The organism is Sphingomonas pruni NBRC 15498, assembly GCF_001598455.1.
In the GTDB taxonomy this organism is placed as follows: Bacteria; Pseudomonadota; Alphaproteobacteria; order Sphingomonadales; family Sphingomonadaceae; genus Sphingomonas; species Sphingomonas pruni.
Genome location: NZ_BCYZ01000008.1, coordinates 1 through 13,929, shown reverse-complemented (window position 1 = coordinate 13,929; position 13,929 = coordinate 1). Strand labels below are relative to the sequence as shown.

Annotated in this window: 13 protein-coding genes; 8 read left to right on the top strand and 5 right to left on the bottom strand. The window is 64.0% G+C overall.

The window, feature by feature from the left end; all coding sequences use genetic code 11:
• Positions 1 to 61 precede the first annotated feature (61 nt).
• Positions 62 to 1,000 carry an AraC family transcriptional regulator gene (locus tag SPR01S_RS03600; RefSeq protein WP_218016696.1) on the top strand — a complete coding sequence of 313 codons (939 nt, stop codon included), beginning with the start codon at positions 62 to 64 and terminating at the stop codon, positions 998 to 1,000.
• A gap of 160 nt (positions 1,001 to 1,160) precedes the next feature.
• Here SPR01S_RS03600 and SPR01S_RS03595 read toward each other — a convergent pair whose 3' ends face one another.
• Positions 1,161 to 1,805 (bottom strand): TetR/AcrR family transcriptional regulator, encoded by a 645-nt coding sequence (locus SPR01S_RS03595; RefSeq protein ID WP_066585066.1) that lies wholly within the window; start codon positions 1,803 to 1,805, stop codon positions 1,161 to 1,163.
• Positions 1,806 to 1,901: 96 nt separating this feature from the next.
• Between SPR01S_RS03595 and SPR01S_RS03590 the strand changes: the two genes are divergently transcribed.
• Genes SPR01S_RS03590 through SPR01S_RS03565 form a run of 6 tightly spaced genes read left to right on the top strand, consistent with a single transcriptional unit; the run spans position 1,902 to position 9,859 of the window.
• On the top strand, positions 1,902 to 2,870 hold the full coding sequence (locus SPR01S_RS03590) for a fumarylacetoacetate hydrolase family protein (RefSeq protein WP_066585063.1): 969 nt from the start codon (positions 1,902 to 1,904) through the stop codon (positions 2,868 to 2,870).
• Between the two features lie 38 nt (positions 2,871 to 2,908).
• A complete protein-coding gene (locus SPR01S_RS03585; protein ID WP_066585061.1) occupies positions 2,909 to 5,107 on the top strand; it encodes a TonB-dependent receptor in 2,199 nt (732 codons plus the stop codon).
• Positions 5,079 to 6,317, top strand: coding sequence for an MFS transporter (locus SPR01S_RS03580; RefSeq protein WP_084250907.1), 1,239 nt, complete (start codon positions 5,079 to 5,081; stop codon positions 6,315 to 6,317). Before SPR01S_RS03585 ends, SPR01S_RS03580 begins: the two co-directional genes overlap by 29 nt.
• Complete coding sequence (locus tag SPR01S_RS03575) at positions 6,307 to 7,503, top strand: thiolase family protein (RefSeq protein WP_066585055.1); 1,197 nt, start codon at positions 6,307 to 6,309, stop codon at positions 7,501 to 7,503. Before SPR01S_RS03580 ends, SPR01S_RS03575 begins: the two co-directional genes overlap by 11 nt.
• Before the next feature lie 2 nt (positions 7,504 to 7,505).
• Positions 7,506 to 9,041, top strand: a complete 1,536-nt coding sequence (locus SPR01S_RS03570; RefSeq protein WP_084250906.1) for a class I adenylate-forming enzyme family protein — start codon at positions 7,506 to 7,508, stop codon at positions 9,039 to 9,041.
• Positions 9,038 to 9,859 (top strand): cyclase family protein, encoded by an 822-nt coding sequence (locus tag SPR01S_RS03565; RefSeq protein WP_066585049.1) that lies wholly within the window; start codon positions 9,038 to 9,040, stop codon positions 9,857 to 9,859. Before SPR01S_RS03570 ends, SPR01S_RS03565 begins: the two co-directional genes overlap by 4 nt.
• Here the strand turns inward: SPR01S_RS03565 and SPR01S_RS03560 are convergent.
• A complete protein-coding gene (locus SPR01S_RS03560; protein WP_169803367.1) occupies positions 9,841 to 10,161 on the bottom strand; it encodes a PAS domain-containing protein in 321 nt (106 codons plus the stop codon). The two genes, SPR01S_RS03565 and SPR01S_RS03560, sit on opposite strands and share 19 nt — an antisense overlap.
• 127 nt (positions 10,162 to 10,288) lie before the next feature.
• Positions 10,289 to 11,413, bottom strand: a complete 1,125-nt coding sequence (locus SPR01S_RS03555) for a zinc-binding alcohol dehydrogenase family protein (protein WP_066585047.1) — start codon at positions 11,411 to 11,413, stop codon at positions 10,289 to 10,291.
• 118 nt (positions 11,414 to 11,531) lie between these two features.
• Here SPR01S_RS03555 and SPR01S_RS03550 point away from each other — a divergent pair, with 118 nt between their 5' ends.
• Positions 11,532 to 12,452, top strand: a complete 921-nt coding sequence (locus SPR01S_RS03550; RefSeq protein WP_245661855.1) for an AraC family transcriptional regulator — start codon at positions 11,532 to 11,534, stop codon at positions 12,450 to 12,452.
• Between the two features lie 117 nt (positions 12,453 to 12,569).
• Here SPR01S_RS03550 and SPR01S_RS03545 read toward each other — a convergent pair whose 3' ends face one another.
• Positions 12,570 to 13,064 carry a DUF302 domain-containing protein gene (locus SPR01S_RS03545; RefSeq protein ID WP_066585043.1) on the bottom strand — a complete coding sequence of 165 codons (495 nt, stop codon included), beginning with the start codon at positions 13,062 to 13,064 and terminating at the stop codon, positions 12,570 to 12,572.
• A 24-nt stretch (positions 13,065 to 13,088) separates the two neighbouring features.
• The coding region (hemA, locus tag SPR01S_RS03540) for a 5-aminolevulinate synthase (protein WP_066585038.1) at positions 13,089 to 13,929 on the bottom strand (841 nt) is incomplete at its 5' end.

Genomic DNA, 13,929 nt, shown 5'->3' with positions numbered 1-13,929 from the left:
CCGATTAAGCGGTAGCCCGATCCGCTGAAATTTCTGCCCAATCCCGCAAATGGAGCGGAAAATGGTGGCGGCCGAATTGTGCACATGCCAATGTCGCACCATGCAGTTTCTGTCTGAAATTGTTTCTATTATCGACCGACACACGCCCAATGATGGCTTTCATGCCACGATGATGGAACGCGTGACGCTTGCTCGATCCTCCACGGTCACGATGCCGATGCCGAATGTTTATCGGCCGCAACTCTGCCTCGTCGTCCAAGGGCGAAAGGACATCATGCTTGGCGATCACGTCTTTAGATACGCGCCGGGTCGGTACGGGATCGTCACCTACGAGCTGCCGGCGGTCGGTCATGTGGTCGAAGCGAGGCCCGACCACCCCTATCTTTGTCTCTACCTCGACTTCGATCCGGTGATGCTCGGAGAGTTGGCGTTGCGCGTTCCACCCGCTCCCGGCATTGCGGCCCCGCCGATTGGCAAGACGGTGTCGGACGCCAGCGACGGCCTGCTGGACGCGACGCTCCGCCTGCTTCGCTTGCTCGACGACCCGGTCGCGCAACCCATACTCGGGCCGCTCGCAGAGCAGGAAATCCTTTACCGTCTCCTCGCCGGCGCGGATGGCGCCAGGATGCGCCAAGTCACCGCCGGGCAGGGCCCGCTCGCGCAGATCGCCCGCGCGATTGCCCTGATCGGGAGGAATTTCCGCGGACGGCTGAATATCGATCGTCTCGCCGACGAAGTCGGGATGAGCCCTTCGAGCTTCCATGCGCACTTCCGCTCGGTCACGGCCATGACGCCACTGGCGTTCCAGAAGCAGCTTAGACTCCAGGATGCTCGCAGCCTCATGCTCGTCAATGGCCTTGACGTCGCCTCCGCGGCGCTGAGCGTCGGATACGAGAGCCCCTCACAATTCAGTCGTGAGTATCGCCGCCAGTTTGGCGAACCGCCGGCTCGCGACATAGCCCGCCTGCGAGCCTCCCCGAACCTGGTGGCGGTGGCTTGAGCAGGAGCGGCAGCTTTCGCGACCTGCTATCAACGAACCCGACGGCTGCAGTTGTCGCACGGCCCGCCTGAGCCATCTGCCGGAGCCATCGCTCTGGCGGCCCTCGCAGGGGAAACCGGCTCGCAAGTCTTCTCAACGGAATCGCGTTTTCTACAGCCCCCTAAGGCCGTCGCAGTGCCTCCAACGTGAGCCGCGTTACCGTCATAAGCATGGTCCGATAGTCCGAGCGATCGAACCTTACATGCTCGACTCTATACTCGGCGTGCACTCCGATCATCATGCTGAGTATGGTTGCCGCAGTATGATTGGCCATCTCGACGGCTACGCCGAGCTCCTCAACGATCTCGTCGCGGATCATATCGCGAATGTGCGCGTGGAAGTCCGCGTAGATGGGACGCACGACGTCGTTACTGCTCTGCTCCAACATCATGCGCGCGAAGAATTCCGCGGTCGGATTGTCGTCGAAGACGTTATCCAGCTTCTCCACCAAGGCCAAGGTGCCGACGTGGCCACCAGTCGGGACCAAGACCTTAGCCTTCTCAAGAGCCTCATCGAGGCACGCCTTGAGCAGCCCGCTCTTCGTCTGGAAATGAAAGAACACGGTTGCCTGACTGTAGCCTGCCGCTTCTGCGATGTGCTCGGTCGACGTCGCCTTGAAACCTTGACGCCCGAATAGCCGGATAGCGGCCTCCAGAATCCTGCGGCGGGCCTCCTCTGGATTTTTCGAGACGCCGCGGGTTCGGCGAGGCGCGGCGCCGTCCGACGCTTTCGTAGCTCTCGAATCTTGCTGAGCGATCACCTTCATCCTCGCTGCATCGCATCTTGACCCATACTCCGCAACATGACACTGAGTGTTCACTCAACTGAGTGACGACTCAGAATAAGGGTTTTGGGAGGGGCGATGAGGCTCTACAGTTTTCAGTCTGAAGGCAGCGTGCGCACTGGCGTCGAGATTGCTGACGCCATGCTTCTCGACCTCGCTGCAGCTGACCGTGCGGGCGGCGGCGACGGCAGTCGGTATGCATCGATGCTCAGGATCATCGAAGAAGGGCCCTCGGCGCTGTGCGCCATGCGCGCCCTAATTGAAACGGCGACTCCCGCGCATGCCATCGCACTCGATTGCATTCAGCTCCTCTCACCGCTGCCCGTACCCGCCCGGCTTCGGGATGCCGGGATGTTCATCGAGCATCTCGAGATCATCAGGCGCGAACTCGCGAAATTAGCGGCGAGGGGCGCTGCCGACCCCGAGGCTGCCGCATTGACGCTCCTAGAGACCGACCAGTTCAAGCTACCGGAGGTCGTCTATCGTCGCTGCTGCTACTACAATGGCAATCATCACGCTGTAATCGGGCCGGACGCTCCCTTGGCATGGCCGAGCGAGTCCGAGGTCCTGGATTACGAGTTGGAGATCGGCGTCGTCGTCGGGCGTCCCGGCTATGACCTGACTCCCGAACAGGCAGAGGGATGCGTCTTCGGATACACCCTCATGAACGATTGGTCCGCGCGCGATCTCCAGATCGATGTCGCCAAATCCGGCGCGGGACCCTGTATGGGCAAGGACTTCGCGACCAGCCTCGGCCCCTGCATCGTAACGGCTGACGAGATCGGTGACCCCCACGACCTCGAGCTCAGCGCCTGGGTCGACGGGGAGCAATGGTCGGCAGGCTCGACCCGCAACATGCATCACGGTGTGTTCGAAGCGCTCAGTCAGTTCAGCCGTATCTCACCGCTCGTGGCGGGCGAGGTAATCGGCTCCGGGACGTGCGCCTACGGCTCGGCGACCGAGCAGGGGAGGCGCCTCCAGCCCGGACAGTCCGTCGAACTACGGGCCACCGGCATCGGCTCGCTCCGCAACACGATCACGCGCTGAAGACCCCGCAGAGGGCGTCGCGATTTAGGGAGGGAAGAATGAAGAGCGTTATCGTTACGGCATCGATCGGTGCGGCCATGTTCGCCGGAGCCCCGGCTTCAGCGCAGTCCGCGCCCGGCGCTGGCACCACACCGCCGCCACAGGACACGACCGCGTCGAACTCCAACGATCAACTGGCCGACATCGTCGTCGTCGCCAAGAAGCGCGAGACCAACCTGCAGGACACATCCGGGGCGATCACTGCCTTCGGCGGCGACGCAGTCACGAAGCTCGGCATCACGGACGTATCGGGTCTCAAGGGACTCGTCCCGAATGTCTCGATCGGCGAACCGAGGTTGACCGCGAACTCGATCATCTCGATCCGGGGTATTGCCGGCCAGGACGGCGGCATCGGTCAGGACGAACCGGTGGCCGTCTATCTGGACGGAGTCTATCTCGGGCGGCCGCAGGGCCAGTTCTTCTCGCTGGTGGACATCGAGCGAATCGAAGTGCTGAAGGGTCCGCAGGGCACACTCTACGGCCGCAACTCCACTGCAGGTGCGATCAGCATCATTACAAGGAAGCCGAGCGCCCAATTCGGCGGCACGATTGAGGCGGGCGCCGGTAATTTCGGCTACTACCATGCCCGCGGGGCAGTCGAAGGCGGTCTCGCGCCTCGCCTGAGTGCTCGACTTTCGTTCAGCTACTCCACCTTCGGCGGGGATCTCACCAACACATTGACCGGGAGGCGTGAGCGGGCCAGCGAGGAAGGGCTGCTGCGGCTGGTCGCGCGCTACGACGCTGCGGCGGCCGGCGGTCCGACCATCGATCTGACCGCCGACTACGGTCGCACGGCCGCGGATACCGTGCTCAAGAATCTCACCGTGAACGGCGGCTCCTACGGAAATCCGGACACGGTCTCGCTCGACTTGCCCGACCGCAGGTTGCATCGAGACGTCGGCGGTGTCGGGCTGACGATCGGTCAGAAGCTTTCGGACACCGTCAAATTGACCTCCGTGAGCGGCTACCGACATCTCGGTTTCAACGTCCGCTACGACGCCGACGCTACCGATGCAGCCACGTTCCTTACTGCGGTCGCTCTTGGCCGCATTCCCGCTCCCCTCGCAATCCTGCGCGACAGCGCGTCTTTTCAGTCCGTGCGGTCGGACGCTTATAGCGAGGAGTTGAGGCTCGCGGGTGACGCCGGCGCATTCAAATGGATGGTTGGCGCCTTTGCGTATGATGAGAAAAGCGATTTCGGCTTCCGGGTGAATTTCCTCGCGCAAAGCGCCAACATCTTGTCCAGCAGCACTTCCGCGAGAAACACCTCGACCTCGTTCGCCGGCTTCTCGCACCTCGAGTGGAAGCTGAGCGACCTGTTCGAGCTCGAAGGCGGCTTGCGCTACAGCTATGAGCGAAAGCAGATGCGACGCGCGATCGTCGCGACGTCGCCTGTGCCATCGAACACCGTAGAGAACCTGTCGAAAAGCTGGGGCAATCTGACGGGCGATCTCACGCTCAACATCAGGCCTACAACCGGCGTCCTCGGCTATATTACCGTTGCCCAGGGCTTCAAGAGCGGCGGCTTTAACGCCACCCAAGCCGGTTCTCCCGCCTTCAATCCGGAAAAGGTCGTTTCCTACGAGGTCGGGATCAAGACCGACTTTCTCGACCGGCGGGCACGTCTCAACCTCTCCGTCTTCCACATGAATTATGACGACCTGCAGGTCCGGTTCGCTGCGGGGATCGGCCAGATCACCATCCAGAACGCAGCCAAAGCGACGATCGACGGGGTGGAACTCGAGGTTCTCGGTCGTGCAGCGCCCGGCCTGACGCTGGGCTTCACCGGCGCCTATCTCAACGCCCGCTACGACCGCTACACGCTGGGTGCTCTCGATTTTAGCGGCAACCGCCTCAACCAGGCCCCCCGCTGGTCGCTCCGCGCATCGGCCGACTACGATACGGTGCTAGGTCGCGCGGGACAGTTGAGCCTGCACGCCGGCTATTCCTGGCAAAGCCGCGAATATTACCGCGCGCAGAACGACCTTCTTAACAGCAACCCAGGCTATGAGAATCTCGAGGCCAGGATCGGCTTCTCGCCCGCTGGGATCAAGGGTGCGACGATCGAGGTCTGGGGCAAGAACCTCACCGACGATCGCTACGTAGGGGCGGTCGTGCCGCTGGCTAACGACCTGGTGTTCATCGGTAGCATCAACCGGGGGCGGACGTATGGCGTCGATCTCCGCTTCAAATTCTGACCGGATGCCGGGACCGCGCGCGTTCGCGACCCTCGGCTTGCTCACGCTCGCTTACGCCTTCAACTTCATGGATCGCTTCGCTCTGGTCGCGATGGTGGAGCCGGTCAAGCGAGACCTGGCCCTGAGCGACGCTCAGATCGGCCTGCTGCTCGGCTTTGCCTTTTCGCTGGTCTACGCGGCGCTCGGCGTTCCGATGGCCGCGTTGGCGGACCGTTGGGGCCGCGTCCAGGTGATCTCCTTGTCGCTCGCCCTTTGGAGCGTCATGACGATGGCGGCGAGCCGCGCCATCGGCTTCGGTTCCCTTGCCGCCACGCGCGTCGGTGTCGGGGTTGGCGAAGCGGGTGGTACGCCGCCCGCCCATTCGATCCTGGCCGACACGTTCAAGGGCCGATGGACCCCGGTGGGGATGGCTATCTACTCGACGGGCTCGGGCATCGGCCTTGCCCTCGGCCTTGCGCTGGGAGGCGTGCTGGCGAACGCGCTCGGTTGGCGAACGGCGCTCGCGGCCATCGGCGCGCCGGGCCTTATCCTGGCCATCGTCATCTGGCTGGCCGTGCCGCGAGAGGCCCCCGCCCGGGCGATCACGCCTTTGATTTCGCCGCACGATGTGCCGGGCAGTTCCGGCCGATCGCTGTTGATGCTCGCAACCGCGATGGGCTTCGCGGCGTTCGGCGGCTTCGCCGCTTTGGCCTGGCTACCACCCTTGGGACTGCGCATCCACGGGCAGGGCGGTGCCACCGCCCTTGGTGCGGCTCTTGGTGCCGGCAACATGCTTGGAATTCTTGGGGGTGGCCTGGCGGGAATTGTCGCCGACCGTTCCAGGCGCGTGCCGTTGCCGCGACTCTGCGCGATCATCAGCATCTGTACGGCAGCGCTGCTGGTCGCTGCTTGCCTGACCGAGGGCCGACAAGCGTTTGTATGGTTGTCGTGCGCGATGGCGTTCTCTCACAGCCTGTTGCTCGCGCCCGTCATGTCGGAAGCTCAGAGACAGGCCGTGCCCGGCCGCCGCGCGACCGCCTCGGCGGTCGTCCTGCTATTGATCAACACGCTCGGGGCGGGTGGCGGCCCGTGGGTCGTAGGCATTTTAGCGGATGCGTTGGGACCCGCCGCCGGGTTGCGACACGCGCTCGCCTGGGCGGCCCTTGGTTACCTGCCGGCTGCCGGACTTTTTCTTTCACTTCCCCGACGAGAATCTCAGCATGTCGCCTGACGACCTTTTCATCATCGGCAACGGTCGAACGCCGTTCACTTCAGATCCCGCGTCGAGCGTAAAGCAACTGGCCGCGATCGCCATCGGTATGGCGCTTTCAGACGCGGGCGTCGGCAAGAGTGACATAGCCGCGGCATTCTTTTCGAACGCCGGACAGGGCGCGCTCGGCGGTCAGCATATGATCCGCGGGCAGATCGCGTTGCGCGACTTCGGCTTCGAGCAGATCCCGGTTATCAACGTCGAGAATGCCTGCGCGAGCGCGACCACTGCGTTACTGCAGGCCTTGACGACACTGAGGGCCGGCGATGCCGACGTGGTGCTGGCTGTCGGGTCGGAAAGGCTTTCGACCGGCAACCCCGCTGCTGAAAAGGCCTTCTTCTCCGGGGCGACGGACGTGGAGACGCCGCTGCCCTACGGCGACGCATCGCAGCGGCGGTCGGTCTTCATGGACATATACGCGAAGCTCGCGAGCGAACACATGTCCAGGTTCGGCACCACCAGGGAGGCCTTCGCCGCAGTCGCTTCGAAGAACCTGACGCATGCCGGTTCGAACCCTGACGCTCAACGGCGCCAGCCAATGAGCGTCGAGCAAGTTCTCGCCGCGCGCGAGGTCGTGTGGCCTCTCACGCTTCCGATGTGCGCCCCGATCGGGAACGGCGCCGCCGCCGCCATCGTCTGCAACCGAGACGCTTTATCGAGATTTCCCGACGCGCATCCTGTGCGGGTGCTGGCCGGGGTGCTCGGGTCCGGGTCACTATCGGCGGAAGCCGCCGCCGCTGCCCCCATCACTCGACGTCTCTCGTCACTCGCTTACGAACTGGCCGGTCTTGGCCCGCGCGACATGGGCGTCGCTGAGGTGCACGACGCCACTGCCGCCGGCGAGATCATCCAGATCGAGGCGCTCGGGCTCGTGCCCGAGGGTGAGGGCGGGGCAGCCACGTTGCGGGGCGAGACCACGATAGGAGGACGCATTCCCGTCAACGTGTCGGGCGGCCTGGAGTGTAACGGCCATCCGATCGGCGCAACGGGTCTCGCGCAGGTCCACGAGGTCGCGAACCAGCTCCGTGGGCGCGCCGGCGATCGCCAGGTTGAGAACGCGTCTTTCGGCCTCGTGGAGAATGGCGGCGGGTTCCTCGGCTGCGAGGAAGCAGTGGCGTCAGTTCTGATACTCGGTCGGGCGGGGTGATCATGAATCTAGGACTCTTGGCGGAGCGGGTCGCAGCGCGGACACCGCGCGCGACAGCCGTGATGTCCGCGGACGGCACAGCAATGGATTTCGCGACCCTTGCACGCCGTGCCCGGTCGCTCGCGTATCAATTTCGCGCTCGCGGGATATATCCCGGCGAGCGCGTGGCGCTGGCGATGAGCAACCACGATTCCTTTTTCGAGATCCTGCTTGGCGCATGGCAGGCCGGGCTGATCGTTGCGCCGATGAATTCCCGGCTGTTGCCGGCCGAAGCGGAAGCCCTCATGGCAAACTGTGGGGCCCGCCTGTGTATCGCCACGCCAGAGCTGGCGCAGGGAATCGCAGCGGTCTCGTCTCGAGACATCCTGGATGTCGATAGCGATACCTATAGGCGGGCGTCGGCCGGCGAGGACGCCAATCCGGCGGTCGAGCTGCCAATGGGCGCTGGCGCCTGGCTTTTCTATACGAGCGGCACCACCGGGCGTGCCAAGGGCGCGACGCTCACACACCACAACCTTCAGGCGATGATCGACAGTTTCCTCGCCGACAGCGGTTGCGCGGTCGACGAGGCGATGCTCCACACCGCTCCGCTATCGCACGCCGGCGGGCTGCTGGGACTGGCGTTCCTCCAGCAGGGGCTGCCTCAGGTCGTGATGCCGACCGGCGCGCTCGACGCTCCCGCCGTGCGACGAGCACTGCTCCTCCATCGACGCTCTTCGCTGTTCGCCGTGCCAACCTTGCTCAACCGGTTGGCCGACCCTGACTTCCTCGGTGAGGCATCGCGAGGGCGCGTCGCGAAGATCATGTTCGGCGGTGCGCCGATGTATGCGCAGGATCTCAAGCGCGCGATCGCTGCCTTGGGTGCGATGCGGCTGTGGGGCGGATATGGCCAGGGAGAGGCGCCCTGTACCATTGCTCACATCCCGTCGGAACTGCTCGCGGACTCTGGCGAACATGACCGGGAGGAATTGCTCGGGAGCGTCGGCATTCCGCGCACCGGCGTCGAGCTGCGGATCGCCGACGAGTCGGGGCAGGCGCTCCCGGTGGGTGAGGCAGGCGAAGTCCAGGTTCGCGGGCGCGTGGTGATGGCCGGCTACTGGAACGATCAGTCGGCGACCGACAAGGCGTTCCAGGATGGTTGGCTCCGCACGGGTGATATCGGCCGCGTCGGCTCGACCGGTCTTCTCACGCTTGTCGACCGGGCGAAGGACATGGTGATTTCCGGCGGCTCTAACATCTATCCGCGCGAGATCGAGGAAACGCTACTGCGTCATCCGGCCGTCCGGGAGGCGGCAGTCGTTGGTTGCCCAGATCGCGAGTGGGGTGAAGTCCCCGTTGCCTTCGTCGTGTTGCGAACCCCCGCTACCGCGGCAGAGCTGGAGAAGTTCTGCCTAGCGTCGATCGCTCGCTACAAGCGGCCGCGCGAATACCGCTTCGTCGAGGAGCTGCCCAAGAGCAGCTACGGCAAGATTCTGAAAGCCGAACTGCGGGCGACGCTCGATGCGCGCCACTTGGCCAATCCCAAGGAGATCCAATGATGCGCCTCGTCGACCTGACCGCTACCCTCGATCCAGCCAATCGCGACAAACTGCCTCCGGCGCTTGCCCATGTCGCGGGAGTGATCGCGCCCCGCATCGACTACCTCAATCCAGCCGAAGAGGGTGGCAAGAACGAGTTCTGCGCCAGCCTTGGATGCTCTCACGACGATTTACCCGACGGCGAGGGCTGGGGTGCTGAACGGCTCAACGACCTTTCGTCGCATTGCGGCACGCATGTCGACGCTCCGTTGCACAGCGGCACGCGCAGCGGAGGGGCACCCGCTCGCACGATTACCGACATCACGCTCGACGAATTGTTCCGCCCCGCGATGGTGCTGGACGTTCGGGAATGGGCGCGCGGAGGGGAGCCGATCACGATTGAGATGCTCGACCGGGCGATCGACGCCGTCGGGAGGCCCATCGAGCGAGGAGATGCCGTGCTCGTCCGAACCGGGCAGGAGCGCTACACGATGGACGACCCCGAGTTCTTCAATCAACCGGGGATGTCGCGCGAGGGGACGCTCCACCTAACCAGCCTTGGTGCGACGATACTTGGGACCGATGCGGTCGGTTGGGATTTGCCGTTTCCCGTGATGAGCGCTCGGTTCCGCAGCGGCGGTGACAAGACGACGCTGTGGGATGGACACAAGGCGATCACGCAGCGGGAGGCCTTCATCGTCCAGCAACTCGTAAACCTGGGCGAATTGCCTGCAACAGGTTTCCGGGTGGCGTTCTTCCCGATCAAGCTCGCGCGATGCAGCGCCGCGCCGGCGCGTGTCGTGGCTTTCGTGCCGACTGATCATCCGGGAGGGCAATAGCTGGCGCGCCGCGCGCAAGCCGAATTGCTGCAACGGAAGGGCGAGCCGTCCTTCCGGTAATTGAGGATTTCGACCATCACCGGCTGGCGGTTGCCGATGGCTTGCCTCAGCGTTTCGCTGATCCCAGGCTCTGTCTCGGGACCGCGCAGGAAGCGGCAGTTCCGGCCGAGAATCTCTTCGCGATCATAGCCGGTCAGCAGCATGAACGGCGCGTTGCAGGCGATGATCGGATTGTCGGGCAGGCGCGGATCGCTGATGACGGCGGCGACGGCGCTTGTTTCGATCATCTCCACGACAGACATAGCGCAAATCTAACAAGTCGGTGGTCTTACTCCAAGCGCAGACGACGTTGGGCCCAGGCCGCATGTAATTCGTTTGCTTGAACAATCGTAGCGGACTGCCAAGCTCACCCGCGAGATCGTCCAAGCATCAAATGCGAACCACAAGCTTCAGGCAGGAGACGCCGCGGCGCTGGCGTTCGAGGGCGCCAGGAATGGCCGTCAGCCCATCACCGGCCACCTCGACGTCAGGTGCCGGAATATAGCGGCCCGTGGCCAGCGCGGCGGGAAGATAGTGTTCGAATATCATCGGTCCGATGTCATTTCCGACCGGCGAGCCGCCCCATATGAATTTGGTGCGAACGCCCCTCTGGCGGGCGCGCAGCATCAGACCGAGATTGTCCAACACGATCCGAGCCAGGACGGGAACCAGCTTGCGCCAACGGCCGGCGCCGGCGGGGACATCGTCGAACGATACTGGCGGCGTTGCCAGGGCGACGAACCGGCGACCGTCGCTCGCGGCCGCCAACGCGTCGATGCAAGCGCGCGCGGAGCCGGAACCGATCGCTATGGCACCACAGGTCCGCCGGCCCCGCATGGCACCGATCACCGAGGCAGTTGCGTAAGGATCGCATCGGTCGATGACGGCGCGCGCTCCGAGCTTTTTCAGATAGGCGTGATTGGCGGGTGAGGCGGTGGCGACGACGTCGTAACCCGCGGCCACCGCGAGCTGGATGGCGTTGCAGCCGACGCTGGTCGAGCCGCCCCAGACCAGCAAGGTTTCGTTCTTTCGCGCGGGCGTTTCTGAAGGCGGGCTCATTGCGAGCTTGTCGCTCTCGAACAGGCCGGCTGCCGCCGTGCAGATCGCCAGGGGCAGGGCCGAGGCGGCCTCGAGCGGTATCGATGCGGGGACCGGACTGGTCATGTGCTCGAGCAAAACGACGTAGGACTGGAACGCCCCCTCGGCGGACCGATGCCCTTTCTCTGCGCCGGCAGCGAAGCCAATGACGCGGTCCCCGATGGCAAAACGTGTCACCCCAGATCCGAGAGCAACCACTTCTCCGGCCACGTCGGTACCGACAATCGCCGGATAGCGAATCCAGGGCGTGATGAGGTCGCCGACGGTTTGGATCAGTCGCTCGAACGGATTTACGGCGATCGCACGGGTCTGGACCACGATCTCGCCTGTGCGGGGTTCCGGCATTGGTGCCGAATCGACGGCGAAGGGGCCGCGCTTTCTCGTGATCCAAAGAGCGCTGTTGTGCGTCACGTTCATCCTCGGCTGTCGGGTTCGGTTCGTCTCGTTCCTCGCAAATATGTTGGAGTTGCCGTACAGAACATGCTGTTACGGCCACATTTCTATCGCCATCGTTCAGGATTCGTCAGTGGACCCGATGTCCGACATTCTCGGTATGCTGCGGCCCAGCGCCTATGGCCTGCGTGGGCTGGATGCCGCCGGCGGCTGGGCGATCGACTTTCCCTCGGCCGCAGGGATCAAATGCTATGCGCTCCAATCGGGATCGTGCTGGCTCGAAGTCGACGGCGCGCCGTCGATCATGCTCGGTGCCGGCGATCTTGCACTTCTGGCGGGCCGGGAGAAGTTCAGGCTCTATAGCGATCCGACAGTACCGGCCGTCAATGGCTTCGTCTTCTTTCCATCCCTCGCTCCGGGCGAAACCGCGGTTCTCAATGGCGGCGGCGAGGTCACTGGGATGGGCGGTTTTTTCGAGATCGAGAGCAACCATGCCGGTATTTTGCTCAGTCTCCTACCTCCCTTCGTCCATATCCGGGCCGGCGCCACGGACGGCGAGCTGATCGCGCCGATCGCCAGACTGATGAGCGAGCTGCGCTCGCCACGGCCAGGTGGCGAACTTCTCGCCCGGCATCTGATCCAGGCGTTGCTGATCGAAGCGCTCCGCCTCCATCTCGTGGATGGACCGGAAGGCGCGCAGGGCTGGCTATATGCGTTGAGCGACCCGAGGATTTGCGCGGCGATGACGGCCATGCACGCCAAGCCTGCCCGACGCTGGACGTTGGAGGGACTGGCCGGCACCGCCGGAATGTCGCGAACGAGCTTCGCAATCCGCTTCCGTGACCTGCTGGGCGAGCCTGTCATGGAATATTTGACGCGGTGGCGCATGCTGCTTGCCGCAGACGAGTTGCGCACCGGGCGGAAATCGATCGCGGGAGTCGCCGCGTCGGTCGGATATGAATCGGAGAGCGCGTTCGGTGCGGCTTTCAAGCGCGTCTTCGGCCAACCTCCTCGCCGCTTCGCCAAGGCGCGGCCGGACGAACATCGCGTTTGGAATTCATAGCGAACGCCACGCCGATTTCTGGCGGTGCGGCTGTAACGAGCATCTCGTTCGGATGTCCCGTTCTCGCTCTGGACAGCCGATTGAGTCCGCACGTCGGCGTACCGCCTGCTTGGCCCTTCAGTTGGCGGCCGCAAACGCCAGCCGTTCGAGAACAGCGTCGATGGCTGAGGCGACGCGATCAAGTGCGTCGAGGCCGAACGGTTTCATAAGCGAGCCGAAGGTGTCGTACGCGACATGCGCCTTTCCGTCGTTCGCTTCGAACACCAGGATTTTCGCGGGCAAGTAAAGCCCGACCTTCGCGCCGCCCGCCGACAGCAGCTTTTGCGCCGTCAGCGGGTTGCCGACGATGAAGCACCGCGCCTTCATCGCCACACCCGACAGCGAGAGCACCTCCCCCCAGTTGAGATGCCCGACTTCGATGAGGCCGCTGCTGCCAGCGAGCGAGGCGCACTGTTCCGCATAGTCTTCCCAGCTTTGACTGTTGGCGAGCCGTTCCATCAGTTCGCCGGTGCTCGCCTTGCCCAGGGCTGCCGCGAGGTGCTCGACGGTTGTCTCGAAATCCTTGGCGGAGACGATGTCGACATGGTCGGTCGCGATTTGAACAGTGGTCATAGCACGTTCCTTTCAGATTGAAGGTCAAGCAGCGGGCCGAAGTTCCAGCCGATCCCAGATTTCGACCAATGCCTCGGTCAGCTCGCGCATCATTGCTTCGTCATGCGTTGGCCCGGGGGTGAAGCGCAGGCGTTCGGTGCCGCGGGGGACGGTCGGGTAATTGATCGGCTGGACGTAGACGCCATATTCGGCGAGCAGGATGTCGCTGATCCGCTTCGCGTTGACCGGATCGCCGACCATCAGCGGCACGATATGCGTATCGCCGGGGAGCACGGGCAAGCCTGCTTCGGTCATCATCGCCTTGAGCATCGCGGCCGACGCCTGCTGGCCCTCGCGCTCGACGCTCGATTGCTTGAGGTGGCGGACCGACGCCAGCACGCCCGCGACCAGTACCGGCGACAGCGAGGTGGTGAAGATGAACCCCGGCGCGTAGGAGCGGATCACGTCGATGATCGTCTGGTCGGCGGCGACATAGCCGCCCATCACGCCGAATGCCTTGCCGAGCGTGCCTTCGATGATCGTGATGCGGTCGGCGACCTCGTCACGCTCCGAAATGCCGCCACCGCGCGGGCCGTACATGCCGACGGCGTGGACTTCGTCGAGATAGGTCAGCGCGTTGTACTTGTCCGCCAGGTCGCAGATCGCACCGATCGGGGCGATGTCGCCCTCCATCGAATAGACGCTCTCGAACGCGATCAATTTGGGCGCGTTGGGATCCTCGGCGGCCAGCAATTCCTCGAGATGGGCAAGGTCGTTGTGCCGGAACACGCGCTTCTCGCAGCCTGAATTGCGGATCCCCGCGATCATCGAGGCATGGTTCAATTCGTCCGAGAAGATCACGCAGCCGGGCAGGATCTTGCCGAGC